Source organism: Nitrospiraceae bacterium, assembly GCA_035623075.1.
Lineage (GTDB): Bacteria > Nitrospirota > Nitrospiria > Nitrospirales > Nitrospiraceae > DASPUC01.
The window spans coordinates 58235-71770 of record DASPUC010000020.1; the positions used below are offsets into that span (position 1 = coordinate 58235).

Below are 13536 nucleotides of genomic sequence, written 5' to 3' on the forward strand. Positions count from 1 at the left end.
TTCTTTGGTGGTACGGCGGTTGTTTAAACACCTTGTTGCTGACACGCGGGTTTACCGCAAGCTCAGAAACAGACTCCTCTTTCCGGGTCTCTCCCTTTCCGAAGACGCTAGGTTGGAAGTCGCGGGACAATTTATCTATGGTTCGGGGGCAAGTATAAGTGAAAGAGCGAGAATACTGATTGGAAAAGATAGCAATTTCAGGGTTGGCGAGAGCGTTCATATTGGACGCGAGTGTGAAATTGTCCCGCGGTCACTTGTCGATATCGGGGATGTTACGTCGATTCAGGATAGATGCATGATCCACGGAGATGTTTCGATAGGGAGGTTTTGTTCGCTTTCTCTCAATGTGTTCATTTCTTCTGGTACACACTGTTTTGACCTTTATCCTGAAATGTTTATGAAGGATCAGGATTTGATCTGGGTGAGCCGGCCTGAACTTGTCATGCGATATAGCAAGGGGATTAGGATCGAAGACGACTGCTGGCTTGGCATCAATTCCGTGATATTGCCTGGTACTACAATTGGAAAGGGAGCGATCGTAGGAGCCAACTCTGTCGTTAGCTCGGATGTCCCACCCTATACTGTTGTTGCCGGAGCTCCGGCCAGGGTGATTAAAAGGCGTCTTGAGTTTGCCCCTCCAAAGAAGCTCACCAGCGTTTCGTCTCATGACCTTCCATATTTCTATTCAGGGTTTGCCCTTTCGAACAAGGAAGTAGAAGAAGGGCGGCGACAAGGAGGAATCTTGGCCGGCCGTCGATTTCAGTTAATGATGGATATGGAAGGTGTAAATGGCATCATTTTGGAAATCCGATCGTTGACCACAGCTCCATGTGCAATCGGCTTTTATGAAAAGAGCATGAAGATCGGGAAAGAGATTGCGACCATACAATTCTCCATCGACAGTGAAAAGCCTCTCGAGTTTACAGTCCTCTCAGAAGGACGAGACCGCTGGCCCGTTTGCGTGGCGAGCGCACGAGTCACTTAGGTAACTCCGAGGAAGTTCAGCATTGTTGAAGGCAATATACCGTGGTGTGGTTACATTTGATGGTGAATTTAAGAAAGTCTGTGAATTTGCTGGACGGGAAGCACCCAAATCTCTTCCGAGGCGAAGAATTCTCGATGTCGGGTGCGGGTACGGGCGCTATTTGCGAGACCTGAACGCGCGTGGTTACGAGGTAACCGGAGTCGATACCAATCCCGAGCTAGTGAAGGCCAATCAGAAGGCCGGACTGCATTGTCTCACAGCCGATGAGTTTGCACGGACGCACGATTCATACGACGCCGTTCTCATGTCCCATGTGATTGAACATTTTCCACCAAATGATCTCGTCCCTTTCTTAGATAGTTACCTCGACCGACTCAAGGTTGGAGGGCAGTTGATCATCGCAACTCCACTCCTAACGCCGTACTTCTACGATGACTTCGATCATGTAAAACCTTATCACCCCATCGGGATCTTAATGGTGTTTGGCACGGAGCAGGCCCAAGTTCAATACTACTCCCGCAATAAGCTCACCCTGGAGGATATCTGGATTCGTCGCAGTCCTCTGCGACCTCCACATACCCGCGGACGTTACCTGCACTCGATCAAGGCGCGTCCACGCCAGGTACTCGAATTCCTTAGCGCGCTTCTGTTCCGGGCCTCGGGAGGAATTATCGGCGAGTCGGATGGGTGGGTGGGGCTCTTCAAAAAAGTCAGCTAACCGCATCCTTTTCTTCCTATAGGCTGATCCTTCAAGTAGTCATGAATCTCGCTCCTGTTGCTTTGTTCGTCTACGACCGCCCGGAGCACAGTCTTCGCATATTAGAATCTCTTAGCCAGAATACGCTGGCAAGCCAGAGTGATCTCGTCATTTTTTCCGATGCCCCTCGCACATCTGAGCATAAAGACAAAGTGACTGCTGTTCGGGCGGTGGTCTGCCGAGTCGATCGGTTTAAATCTGTACAGGTGATCGAGCGTGAGCGTAACTGGGGCCTTGCCGCTTCAATTCAAGATGGGGTGGAAAGGATATGCGATGAACAGGGGAAGGTCATCGTCATAGAGGATGACCTCGTTCTGTCGCCGTATTTCCTTTCGTTTGTCAATGCCGCCCTTGATCGCTATCAGGACGAAAGTCGAGTCATGCAAGTTTCAGGATACATGTTTCCGGGCAAGTATGATCCGTCATCCGATGCCTTGTTCTTATCCTTGATTAGCTGTTGGGGATGGGGAACTTGGAAACGGGCCTGGAAGCATTATGATGCCCACGCCTCAGGGTTCGTGCGATTGCAACATGATGCTAGTCTGAAACGGCAGTTCAATCTCGGTGGTGCGTATGATTACTTCCACATGCTCGAGCAGCAGATGCGCGGAGAAATCGATTCTTGGGGCATCCGGTGGCTCTTAAGTGTCTTTTTGGCAAAAGGGCTTGTACTCTATCCGCGCCAGTCATTGGTGAAAAATGCCGGCGTGGATGGTTCCGGTACCCATGGTATTGGAGTGGCTTCGCTTCAGTCCGAACTCGGTCCCCCTGATTCCCGGTATTCACAGCCTCACCTGCCCGATGAAATTGAGCTAGATGTTGCCGCGATGGAACAGGTGCGAAGGACTCTTCGGGCTGCCAACTCGGGAATCATGACTCGCTTGCTTAGAAAGCTGGTAGGATGAAGGACGTCATCAAGGACCTATGTCCGCCCTTCTTGTTGCGCAGTCTTCGATCCATGAAGAGCCGCATCACACTTCGGTCTTCATCGAGTCCCAGGTCCGGGCGTCAAGATCTAGATGTGTATTGGGATCCCAAGATGGCGGAAATGCTCGAGCATTGGGGTGAAGGCAACGCGTGGAATGAGATTCAGTTGCTTATGGTGAATCGGAAAGGAACGGTCCTCGATATTGCGTGCGGGACAGGTAAGACCATGAGCCTGCTTTCCCATTTCTCGGAATTGGAAGTGTATGGTTGCGACATCTCGGACATGCTGATCGCGAAGGCCATTGAACGGGGTATCCCACGGGAGCGGCTTGCTGTCACAGATGCCACTAGCATGAAGTATACCGAAGGGGCCTTCGATTGGGGTTATTCAATCGGATCGCTTGAGCATTTCACTGAGGATGGTATCGCGAAATTTCTTGGGGAGTGCTCTCGCGTGGTGAAGGGAGCCACTTTTCACATGGTGCCCGTTGCGCGGAGCGGACGTGACGAGGGATGGATCAAGACATTTCAAAGTTACCATAATAATGGCGTCGGCTGGTGGGTGGAGAGGTGCCGGCGCACATATCCCACTGTACATGCCCTTGACTCAAGCTGGTCGGATAACTTCTCGCTTGGGAAGTGGCTCGTCTGCATGAAACGTTGAAGGACCTAAGCACGTGTTGCCGGCATGGTGAACTATCTTGCGCGACTTTATTCTGAGCTTTCGGCTCGTTGCCGGGAAACTTCCGCGAGGCGAAACAGCCGCATTGGAGTTGAAACACGGATACTTCCAGGTGGCAATATCGTTAACTTGCAGAATGTTCAACAAGCGATCACGATCGGAAGCTGTACTTGGATCGCCGGACAATTGCTCGTTTTTTCGCATGCCGGGCGTATCAGGATTGGAGACTACTGCTATATCGGCGAGTCTGCTCGGGTCTGGTCTGCTGCAGAGGTCATCATCGGGGATCGTGTATTTATCGCTCACGGCGTGAATATCCATGACAATGATTCCCATTCAGTTTCAGCCAAGCAGCGTCATCAGCATTTCCGCGAGATGGTGACAACAGGTGTACCGTCCTTTGTAGAGGACATCAGCGTGCGCCCGATTTACATTGAGGATGACGTGTGGATCGGCTTCAATAGCTGCGTTCTCAAGGGAGCGACGATAGGGAAAGGTGCCATTATTGGAGCCTGTACGGTGGTCACACGTGACGTGCCGGCCTATGCCATTGTGGCGGGCAATCCCGCCGTTGTCATCGGTGAATCTCAGCCGTAGCCTCCAGGAATCCCGCCCCGCGTAATTCGCATGCGATCGATTTTCTCTCTCTTGAAGAAACTCCGCCAGTTGGACGATGTCTCGGCTCGCGTTCGCAGCATTCAGGAGGCTCTTGGGCGGGTTGAAGCTCGACAATTGTCGGACGCTCCGATCTCAAATCTTTCGCAGTCAGAATTTCGGGTTTTCTCACAATGGGGAGAAGACGGGATCATCCAACGTCTGATCCATGAAGTTCCCATTGATCGCCGCATATTTGTTGAATTCGGGGTCCAGGACTACCAGGAATCCAATACACGGTTCTTGCTAGTTCGTGACAACTGGGCTGGTATGGTAATCGATGGTGACCAGGGAAACATTGACAGGATCAGGCATGATGAGATTTTCTGGCGATACAATCTCAAGGCCGAGTGTGCTTTTGTGAAACGGGACAACATCAATGAGTTATTGAAAAATAACGGAGTCGTGGGTGACATCGGACTGCTGTCCATCGATATTGATGGAAACGATTACTGGGTTTGGGAAGCCATCGAAGTGGTCAGGCCGCGCATTGTGGTGGTGGAGTATAATGCTCGTTTTGGCGTAGATCGAGCAGTCACCATACCCTACGATGCGGAATTCAGTCGTGTCCGTGCACACTACTCAATGGTCTACTACGGTGCCTCGCTGGCCGCACTTGTATCCCTTGGCGTTCGGAAAGGGTACGACTTTGTCGGCGCTAATTCAGCAGGGAACAATGCCTTCTTTGTCCGACAGGACCTGCGGCCTTCATTCCTGCCAGTCCTGACGGCAACTGAGGGCTTCGTGGCATCCCAGTTTCGAGAGTCTCGTGCGAAGAACGGCCACCTGGTGTTTCTGACGAATGACGAAGAGCAACGCATTCTGAAGGAGCTTCCTCTCGTGGAGGTTCCTGGATGACGGCCAAGCGGGTACTTGTAACTGGGGCCGCAGGGTTCATCGGTCGGCACGTGGCGCGCCGATTTGCCGAGGCCGATTGGTCAGTCGTAGGGGTAGGACATGGAACATGGTCTCAAAAAGAAGCCGGCTTGTGGGGTTTGCGGGAATGGCATGCTGCGGATATTTCGTTTGATGCTCTTTCAAACTCGGGGCCCTCGCCGGACGCGATCATTCATTGCGCCGGAAGTGGGTCGGTGGGATACTCTCTCACGCACCCTTTCCAAGACTTCAATCGAAGTGCGGGGACGGTAGCGGCGACGCTCGAGTATATGCGACTCCGGGCTTCGCAGGCTCGTCTAGTCTATCTTTCCAGTCCTGCAGTATATGGATACACCGGAGAAGCGATGATCCGAGAGGACGCAACGCTCTCGCCAGTCTCCCCTTATGGAGTGCACAAATTGATCGGAGAATCATTGTGCCGAATGTACGGGACGCAATATAAACTATCCTCCGCGATTGTCCGGCTTTTCTCAGTGTATGGACATGAGCTACAGAAACAACTTCTTTGGGATGCCTGCATTAAAGTATCTGCCGGAGATTTCTTGTTTGATGGAACCGGGGACGAAACACGTGATTGGTTGAACATTCACGATGCGTCGGACTTGATTTATAGAGCAGTGGAACATGCTTCTCCTGATCGTCCGGTTGCGAATGGAGGTACGGGAGTAGCGCCATCGATTCGAGCCGTACTCGAAGAATTGTTTCGTAGCTTGGACATTCAAGGAACGCCGACGTTTTCAGGAGTCGTTCGACCGGGCGACCCCAAGCATTACAGGGCCGATATTTCTGTCGCCCGTAAATGGGGATGGCTACCTAAGGTGGGTTGGCGCGAGGGAGTGAGCGCGTATGCTGGTTGGTTCAAGGCAAGAGGATCGTGATTCGCGTCGGTTTTATTCTGACGTTTAATGCTACAGGTTGGCTCGGGGGTATTAGCTACTTTCGAAATCTATTAGGCGCGCTGGTCTCTCTCCCTCAGCCACGCATTGCTCCTGTAATCCTTGCCGGTACTCAGAGCGATGCCGGACCGCTTGCCCAGTTTCCTGCGTTGCCTCTCATACGGTCGTCTCTCCTGGACGCGGAAAGTCCCGCCTGGGTCGTACGGCGGTTCATTGCAAAGCTCCTGGGGAGGGATATTGGGCTTGAGAGAATTATTCGTCGGCATAACGTTCAAGTTCTTTCTCACCAAGGCTTTCTTGGTGGGCTGGGAAAAATTCCTATTCTCGGATGGATTCCCGATTTTCAGGAGCACCATCTCCCGGAATTTTTTTCGAGGGCGGAGATTCTTGCGCGCGCGAGAAAGCGCTCCCTCGTCTGTAGGACATGCTCATGCGTGATCTTGTCGAGCTTCGAGGCTCAGCGTGATTTGAATGAGTTGGACAAGTGTTGTGCGAAGAAGGCCAAAGTACTTCGGTTTGTAGCCAATGCGCCTGCTCCGCGCAAGGAAGATGTCGTGAAAGTTGTACAACGGCTAGGAGTTGACAGGCCGTACTTTTATCTGCCCAACCAATTCTGGAAGCACAAGAATCATAGGGTGGTGGTAAATGCCCTTTGCATTTTGAAGGATCGAGGAATCTCTGCATGCGTGATCGCATCCGGCAATGTCACGGATCATCGCCAACCGGGCTATTTCAATGAGTTGATGAGCCAAGTGAGGGAAGCGGGGGTGGAAAATCGATTCGTTCCCGTGGGGACAGTCCCTTACTCAGATCTTCTGGCTCTCATGGCTGGGGCGATTGCAGTGATTAACCCATCTCTTTTCGAGGGGTGGAGTACGACAGTGGAAGAAGCCAAATCGATGGGCAAGCTCGTTCTGCTTTCAGACATCGGCGTGCATCGTGAACAAGCTCCAGGGCACGGCCGATATTTCTCTCCAGATGATGCCGAGGGGCTCGCGAAGCTGATGGAGGAAGCTCAGAGCGGTCATGACGATGCCGTGGATCAGCAAATGATTCAAGCTGCTCAGGAGGCTCTACCCGATCGACTTCGGGTGTTCGCCCGAGAGTATGAAGATATTGTATTGGAGCAGGCCGTATGAGTTGTGCGGGTTCTGGCACCGTCACAATAGTAACCCCGACCATGAATATGGGCCGCTGGCTCGCTCCGACGATTGAGTCCGTGTTGTCCAACCTTCGGCCTGTGGATGAGTACTTTGTCATTGATGGTGCGTCAAAAGATAACAGCGTGCATATCATACGAGGTTTTGAAAAACATCTGACCGGCTGGATCAGCGAGCCGGATCGCGGTTATGCCGATGCTCTGGCCAAAGGGTTCGCGCAAGCGACGGGTGACATCCTTTGTTGGATCAATGCGGGAGACTTGCTGTTGACGGGAGCTCTTGACGCAGCGCGAAAGGCGATCCCTGAAACAGGAGCGGACATGATCTGGGGAGACGATTTTTATATAGATGAAGAAGGTCGGATTATTTTCCTAAGCCGAGGATACGTTCAGAATTTGTCTTCCGCCATGCTCTATGGCGGGTGGACTCCTCTGCAGGATGCCTGTTTTTGGACACGCGATCTCTACAAGCGGGTGGGCGGTATTGATCCAACACTTCGTCACGCCGCAGACTATGACCTTTTTCTTCGGATGGCGCTCCGCGGAACATGCCGATATGTCCCCATTACTTTTAGTTCGTTTCGTCAGCATCCTGGACAAAAATCGATTGTCAATTCCGAGGCCTATCGCATGGAAAAGGCAGAGGTGCGACGCCGAGAGATTGCTCGGTCTCCAGAGGCTGCGATGCGGAAGTTGCTGTGTCGCATCTGGCATGAGGTGGCGATTCGTTGGCGGATCTACGTTTCGCAGCGACGGTGGCGACGAGACGATCTTATCGGTCGGCCCGTCACCACAATGCCGTGTCGGCAATATTGGCCGATCGAAGCCGGCGTGGGATGACGACCGCGTTCAAGCTCCTTGTGCGTCGTTGGGTGTTGCCCTTCGCCAATCCTCGCCAACTCGTCGCGATTGGATCCCTGCCACGGTTCCTGATTGATTTCTCACGTTATCGTTCATTCGCGTCCGGAGAATCCGTTGCCTGGGGCGATACTTACCCGTGCCTGTCCGATCGGCTCGCACAGACACCCTTTGATCCTCATTATTTCTACCAGGCCGCTTGGCTCGCGCGCCGCATTCGCGAGGTTTCTGCTCCTTGGCACATCGATGTGGGCTCCAGTGTCATGATGGTCAACGTATTGAGTGCGATAACGAAGACGGTGTTCGTGGACTATCGCCCGTTGCGAGTTCAGCTCTCACATTTGCACCCGATCGCAGGGGACATCACGCGACTGCCTTTTGCTGACGCAAGTATTCCCTCCCTATCGTGCCTGCATGTCCTTGAGCATGTGGGGTTAGGACGCTATGGTGATCCTTTGGATCCCCAGGGTAGTACGAAAGGGGCCTCCGAACTCCAGCGCGTGCTCAAGCCTGGCGGACAGCTCTATCTTTCCGTGCCTGTTGGGCGCCAGAAGGTCTACTTCAACGCGCATCGGGTCTTTGCTCCTCGCGCCATCCAGTCATTTGTTCCCGCTTTGCGCTTGAAATCGTTTTCTCTCGTCGATGATGCCGGACGGTTCAATGAGCAGGTTTCTCTCGAATCCGCAAGCGGGCTCGACTACGGGTGCGGGATGTTTGAGTTCGTAAAAGCCCGTGAGTAGTTGGATACGTGGCCGTTTGGCTCAGAGCGAGCTGTTTTCATTCAACCTTGTCAGGCGGGATCATTGGATTGCGGCGCAAGCAAAGCGACTTCCAGCCGGAACGAAGGTGCTCGATGTCGGGGCCGGCTCCTGTCCTTATCGGGACCGCTTTACGCACTGTGCATACCATACTCAGGACTTTGTGACTCTGCGCGGTGACCAGCTGAGGCATGGGAGTTACGGACAGATCGACTATGTGTCCGATCTTGCTGCGATCCCGGTACCTGATGGGAGCTTTGGAGCTGTGCTCTGCACGGAAGTCTTGGAGCACCATCCCGAACCAATCCGCGTCGTGAAGGAGTTGGCTAGAATTCTCGAGCCCGGCGGGAAGCTTATCCTGACCGCGCCGCTAGGATCCGGTATTCACCAGGAGCCCTACCATTATTATGGTGGGTACACTCCCTGGTGGTATGAGCGGTTCTTGGGGGCTGCTGGGTTCAAGGATATTAGCATCGAGCCAAATGAGGGATCATTGCGTTTTTTCGGACAGGAAGCGCTAAGGTTTGTGCTGACGACGAACCCGGTCAAGATGGACCTTCCTTTCGCACTACGCCTTCTCTGGTTTCCGGTCTGGATATTTCTTCTCCCGCTGCTCGGCCTTGGGGTCCCAATTCTTTGTAAGCTCCTGGACCGGTTCGACCGCGAGCGGCGGTTTACCGTGGGATACCACGTGACCGCCCGTCGTGACTCTTCCACGGTATCTTCATGAAGATACTTTGCGTGTTCGGCGAACATGCCTATGGCGATCCTGCTCGGGGTGAGGCCTATGAAGCTGTGAATTTTCTTCCAGCTCTACGAAGGCTTGGACATCAAGTGAGCTTCTTCGAATCGTTTTCTCGCGCCCCCTACGCCGATTTCGCTGAGCTGAACCGTGCGCTCTTACAGCGGGTTGAGGAAACGTCTCCCGACCTGGTTCTCTGTGTCTTGATGCAGTACGAGGTCTGGATTGAAACCATGCGGCTGATCCGAAAGAGCGGCCCGCTCCTGGTCAACTGGTCGACCGATGATTCGTGGAAATATGAGATGTTCTCAAGGCTGATCGGCTGCGAGTTCGATCTCTATGCCACGACCTATTCCAACAGGGTTGCCCAATACCAGCGCGACGGAATCGGGAGCGTCTATCTTTCTCAATGGGCGGCGAATGCGGAAGCACTTGCTCCACCCATTCCCGCGCGGGATTGCCGTTATCCTGTCAGCTTCATCGGAGCCCTGTATGGTCACCGTCGTGACATGGTCGACAGGCTCCGCCGGGAGGGAATTGATGTGGTGTGTTTCGGGCACGGATGGCCGGCAGGACCCATAGAGGCAAAGCGAATTCCCGAAATTGTGCGTGACTCTCAAATTAGCTTGAATTTTAGTCTTGCATCTCGGCAGGGGTTAGGGAGTAGCATGGGCCGGCAAATCAAAGCCCGGGTTTTCGAAGTGCCGGGATATGGCGGGCTTCTGTTGACCGAACAAGTTCCGCAACTGGACAAGTATTTCCAGGTGGGAGAAGAAATCCTTACATTCGAAGGATGTGAGGAACTGGTTCGGACGATCAAGTCACTCCTAGCCAACCCTGAGCGTCGGGATGCCGTCGCTCGACGGGGATTTGAACGTGTTCGCAACGAACACACGTACGACCGACGGTTTGCTGATCTCCTCGGAGAATTGGCACGACGAGTTGCTCAACGGTCCCGCCGATCCATCGAGTGGCCGGAATTTGAAGCCGCTGCATGTCGTCATACGTTTGGTCCTGCTTTGAAAATGTTCAGAGCCTTTTTAGTGGTATGCACGATGCTGTTCTGGGGGAGACGCCGAGCACCACGAGCTGCACGCCGGATTGCATTTGAACTATCCTGGCGCTTCTTAGGATCGCATACCTATACCGCTGCAGGTTGGCCTGGGCGTATGTTCTATCGAGAAAGCTGAGCAGTGACGGATCCTTTAGTTACGATAGCGATGTCGGTGCGTAATGGGGCGAGTACCCTGGATACAGCAATCCGCTCTATTCTCTGGCAAACATTCCCCGATTGGGAATTTATTATTGTAGACGATGGCTCCACCGATGCCACGCAAGAGATTCTGCACCGGTTTTGCGATCCCAGAATCCGGGTGATCAGAGAACGTGAGCAGATCGGACTGGCTGCACGCCTGAATCAATGTGTGGATAAGGCCCGTGGAAAATTTATCTCAAGGATGGATGCCGATGATGTTGCATTTCCTGAGCGCTTGGAACGCCAGGTGCAATATCTTGAGGCTCATCCCGACATCGATTTGCTTGGACACGGGGCTGTTATGTTCAAGGGAGATGGGCAAATCATCGGGGTCTATCCTACTGCCTGCGAGCACGATGAGATCTGTCGTCGTCCTTGGTGGGGATTCCCTCTCGCTCATCCAACGTGGATGGGGACGCGGTCGTGGTTTTCTCGCCACCGCTATAAAGACTTACTGATCCTGAGCCAGGATCAGGAGTTGCTCCTGCGGAGTTATCGGACCAGCCGCTTCGCGGCGCTACCAGACATTCTGCTCGGATATCGAATGAAAGGGATCTCGATCAAGAAATCGGGGAGAGGTCGTGTGACCTATTGCCGTCAGCTCGTGAGGCGGGCTTACGATATTCCGTCAGCCATCATGGCGGCCCGAGGCATCCTCATTCATGGCATTGCACTAAGTCGTGATGTGCTGCTGGATGTGACGGGAGGTATAACCCAGCGGTCCCGCCAATCCTTTCGGCCCGCGAACGACCAAGTATGCGCGCATTGGCACGCGGTATGGAGTCACATTTCTTCACCAGAGGCCTACGTCGAGGAGCCTGTCAACCGGTGAGTCTCATCATGGAAGGGTGTTGTTTTCGGTCTGCTCGCGATGTACGCCACTCCTCGTGATCGGAGTTTACCTGTTCCATCCGGTGGCGGTGGGAATCGCTGTGGCATCCATGATGCCGTTCTATAAAAAAATATCGCAACTACACGTCGTGGTCGTCGAAAAAGTCCGGTCCCTCCTTTCCTAATCCGAAATCCACGTGCGCATCACGAGAATAAGCGGTTGTCGAAACCTCTCTGGGCTCATTGACATATCCTGCGAAGAGGGATGAGGAGATGTGTGGAATAGGGGGAGTGTTCCTCCGCGCGGATGGGCACATTGATGTTCCCGGGGTGTTGGAGGTGATGCAAGAGCGGCAACACCATCGCGGACCGGATAGCCAGGGAATGTGGTATGACCCGGCACGCAGGATCGGCCTCTGTCATACACGTCTGGCCATTCTGGATCTCTCTTCGGCCGGGCAACAACCGATGCAGACCAAAGACGGGATGCTGATGGTGGTCTTTAACGGAGAGATTTATAACTGGCGTGAGATAAGGCAGAAATTGGAAGCTCATGGTGTGCAGTTCTACTCTCAGAGTGATACTGAAGTGCTTCTCGAGGCGTATCGATACTTCGGTCTGGATGTCGTACAGGAATTAAGAGGGATGTTCGCGTTTGCCTTGCTCGATCATCGGACTGGAACAGTCTTATGCGCCAGAGATCCGGTGGGGAAGAAACCATTTGTGTATGCGGAAACTCAGCACGGCGTCGCGTTTGCCTCAGAGATTCCGGCGCTGCTCGCCATGCCAGCCTGCGATACAACGATCCACCGTGCTGCCGTAGCCTCCATGTTGTTGCATAACCTGCGACATATCCCGGACCCACACACGGCGTACTGTGGGCTTAAGCGCTTACGCCCAGGTCATGCAATGCTTCTGAAGGATGGAAAGGTGGATCGGATATGGCGGTATTGGACGCCCCGGCCAGATAGTGGACCGACAACGACAAGACGGCTGCGCGAATTGCTGGAAGAGTCTGTGGCATTGCGAATGGTCGCAGACGTACCGGTTGGCGCACTGCTTTCGGGAGGAGTAGACAGCTCGGCGGTGGTTCATCTGATGCAACGGGGAACGAAGGAGCCGATCAGGACCTATGCACTCGGCTTTGATAGGGGAGATGAAGACCTCAAGCGGGCTCGACTGATGGCCGGCACGCTGGGTTGCATCCATAAAGAATTCTATTTTGAGCCGGATCGTCAGCTGACCGTCTTTCAGAGGATGTTGGAGACATATGGCGAACCGATTATGCTTCTTCCGCTGATTCATACCCACGAGCTTTGTCGGGCTATTCATGACGACGGAATGAAAGTGGTGCTGTGCGGGCATGGAGCAGATGAGCTCTTCTATGGATACACCGGTCATCTTCGGACGACACTGCTGTCCATCTGTCTCCCGTGGCTAGCGCCATTATCTCCACTCGCGCGATTGCTACCCAAAGGACGAATCAATGAGTTGATCGCGGTGCTGTCTGCAAAAGCTGGAGCCAGAAAGGCAGCCCTCTATCGTGTGAGCGAATCGGAGGTGTGGGATCAGCTCATTACCCCGGATGTGAGGCATGACCTGAGCAACTTGGCGGCTGAAGAAATGGAATATTGGGGTTCATTGATTCCACCCGGTCCATATATCGATGAGTCCAATTTTGTTGCCCTCATGATCGAGAATACGCATTCGGTTCAGATTGCCAGTGATCTGCCAGCGATGATGGCTTCTATTGAGATGCGCGCTCCGTTCTTGGATCAACGAATGGTTTCGTTTGCCTTAGCCACGCACTTTCATGAGAAAGTGCCGAGTGTGACGGACGCCAGCCGTCTCAAGCAGGTACTGAAAACGGCGGTGGCGGATATAGTACCGCCCGAACTCTTGTATGCGCCGAAGAGAGGATTTGGCATGGGAATTCAGGAGCGAATGGTTCTGGAAGGGCCATGGAAGCGTTTTGCTGACGAGATATTTGCGCAGCCTGATGATTGTGAGGGGCTCTTTGTCACACCGAAGATCAGCGAACTATGGCACTCGCATGAAACAAATGACAGGGTCAGTTCCAGTTTGGTTGCAAAGCTTCTCGCGATACAGGTATGGCGTGCCAGCCTCAACTGATA

15 protein-coding genes are annotated in these 13536 nt (G+C 53.3%); all 15 read left to right on the forward strand.

Annotated features, from left to right (window positions below):
• The first annotated feature begins 7 nt into the window (after nt 1–7).
• The 15 genes from VEI50_04075 to asnB all read left to right on the forward strand — a co-directional run bounded on the left by VEI50_04075 (nt 8) and on the right by asnB (nt 13534).
• Nucleotides 8–985, forward strand: coding sequence for an acyltransferase (locus VEI50_04075; protein ID HXX74280.1), 978 nt, complete (start codon nt 8–10; stop codon nt 983–985).
• Nucleotides 986–1007: 22 nt separating this feature from the next.
• Nucleotides 1008–1703, forward strand: coding sequence for a class I SAM-dependent methyltransferase (locus VEI50_04080; GenBank protein HXX74281.1), 696 nt, complete (start codon nt 1008–1010; stop codon nt 1701–1703).
• The gene (locus VEI50_04085) at nt 1673–2647 is read left to right on the forward strand and encodes a hypothetical protein (protein ID HXX74282.1); all 975 of its coding nucleotides are present in this window, start codon (nt 1673–1675) and stop codon (nt 2645–2647) included. The genes VEI50_04080 and VEI50_04085 overlap by 31 nt, the downstream gene beginning before the upstream one ends.
• Nucleotides 2644–3333, forward strand: a complete 690-nt coding sequence (locus VEI50_04090; protein HXX74283.1) for a class I SAM-dependent methyltransferase — start codon at nt 2644–2646, stop codon at nt 3331–3333. The genes VEI50_04085 and VEI50_04090 overlap by 4 nt, the downstream gene beginning before the upstream one ends.
• 147 nt (nt 3334–3480) lie before the next feature.
• Nucleotides 3481–3948: an acyltransferase gene (locus VEI50_04095; protein ID HXX74284.1), complete on the forward strand. Its 468-nt coding sequence runs from the start codon at nt 3481–3483 to the stop codon at nt 3946–3948.
• Nucleotides 3949–3978: 30 nt separating this feature from the next.
• A complete protein-coding gene (locus VEI50_04100) occupies nt 3979–4863 on the forward strand; it encodes a hypothetical protein (protein ID HXX74285.1) in 885 nt (294 codons plus the stop codon).
• Complete coding sequence (locus tag VEI50_04105; protein HXX74286.1) at nt 4860–5780, forward strand: NAD(P)-dependent oxidoreductase; 921 nt, start codon at nt 4860–4862, stop codon at nt 5778–5780. The genes VEI50_04100 and VEI50_04105 overlap by 4 nt, the downstream gene beginning before the upstream one ends.
• A complete protein-coding gene (locus VEI50_04110) occupies nt 5777–6937 on the forward strand; it encodes a glycosyltransferase family 1 protein (GenBank protein HXX74287.1) in 1161 nt (386 codons plus the stop codon). The genes VEI50_04105 and VEI50_04110 overlap by 4 nt, the downstream gene beginning before the upstream one ends.
• Nucleotides 6934–7797 (forward strand): glycosyltransferase family 2 protein, encoded by an 864-nt coding sequence (locus VEI50_04115; GenBank protein HXX74288.1) that lies wholly within the window; start codon nt 6934–6936, stop codon nt 7795–7797. The genes VEI50_04110 and VEI50_04115 overlap by 4 nt, the downstream gene beginning before the upstream one ends.
• Nucleotides 7794–8555, forward strand: coding sequence for a DUF268 domain-containing protein (locus VEI50_04120; GenBank protein HXX74289.1), 762 nt, complete (start codon nt 7794–7796; stop codon nt 8553–8555). Before VEI50_04115 ends, VEI50_04120 begins: the two co-directional genes overlap by 4 nt.
• Entirely contained in the window at nt 8548–9303 is a 756-nt protein-coding gene (locus VEI50_04125) for a class I SAM-dependent methyltransferase (GenBank protein HXX74290.1), read from the forward strand. Before VEI50_04120 ends, VEI50_04125 begins: the two co-directional genes overlap by 8 nt.
• Complete coding sequence (locus VEI50_04130; protein ID HXX74291.1) at nt 9300–10505, forward strand: glycosyltransferase; 1206 nt, start codon at nt 9300–9302, stop codon at nt 10503–10505. The genes VEI50_04125 and VEI50_04130 overlap by 4 nt, the downstream gene beginning before the upstream one ends.
• A 30-nt stretch (nt 10506–10535) precedes the next feature.
• Nucleotides 10536–11402: a glycosyltransferase gene (locus tag VEI50_04135; GenBank protein ID HXX74292.1), complete on the forward strand. Its 867-nt coding sequence runs from the start codon at nt 10536–10538 to the stop codon at nt 11400–11402.
• Between the two features lie 55 nt (nt 11403–11457).
• Nucleotides 11458–11586 (forward strand): hypothetical protein, encoded by a 129-nt coding sequence (locus VEI50_04140; protein ID HXX74293.1) that lies wholly within the window; start codon nt 11458–11460, stop codon nt 11584–11586.
• A gap of 88 nt (nt 11587–11674) precedes the next feature.
• The gene (gene asnB, locus VEI50_04145) at nt 11675–13534 is read left to right on the forward strand and encodes an asparagine synthase (glutamine-hydrolyzing) (protein ID HXX74294.1); all 1860 of its coding nucleotides are present in this window, start codon (nt 11675–11677) and stop codon (nt 13532–13534) included.
• The last annotated feature ends 2 nt before the right edge of the window (nt 13535–13536 follow it).

Excerpts from the sequence above, each read along its gene's own strand:
- asnB (HXX74294.1), top strand. The coding sequence starts at position 11,675 with ATGTGTGGAATAGGGGGAGTGTTCCTCCGCGCGGATGGGCACATTGAT.
- VEI50_04115 (HXX74288.1), top strand. The coding sequence starts at position 6,934 with ATGAGTTGTGCGGGTTCTGGCACCGTCACAATAGTAACCCCGACCATG.
- VEI50_04105 (HXX74286.1), top strand. The coding sequence starts at position 4,860 with ATGACGGCCAAGCGGGTACTTGTAACTGGGGCCGCAGGGTTCATCGGT.
- VEI50_04090 (HXX74283.1), top strand. The coding sequence starts at position 2,644 with ATGAAGGACGTCATCAAGGACCTATGTCCGCCCTTCTTGTTGCGCAGT.
- VEI50_04100 (HXX74285.1), top strand. The coding sequence starts at position 3,979 with ATGCGATCGATTTTCTCTCTCTTGAAGAAACTCCGCCAGTTGGACGAT.
- VEI50_04120 (HXX74289.1), top strand. The coding sequence starts at position 7,794 with ATGACGACCGCGTTCAAGCTCCTTGTGCGTCGTTGGGTGTTGCCCTTC.
- VEI50_04130 (HXX74291.1), top strand. The coding sequence starts at position 9,300 with ATGAAGATACTTTGCGTGTTCGGCGAACATGCCTATGGCGATCCTGCT.
- VEI50_04135 (HXX74292.1), top strand. The coding sequence starts at position 10,536 with ATGTCGGTGCGTAATGGGGCGAGTACCCTGGATACAGCAATCCGCTCT.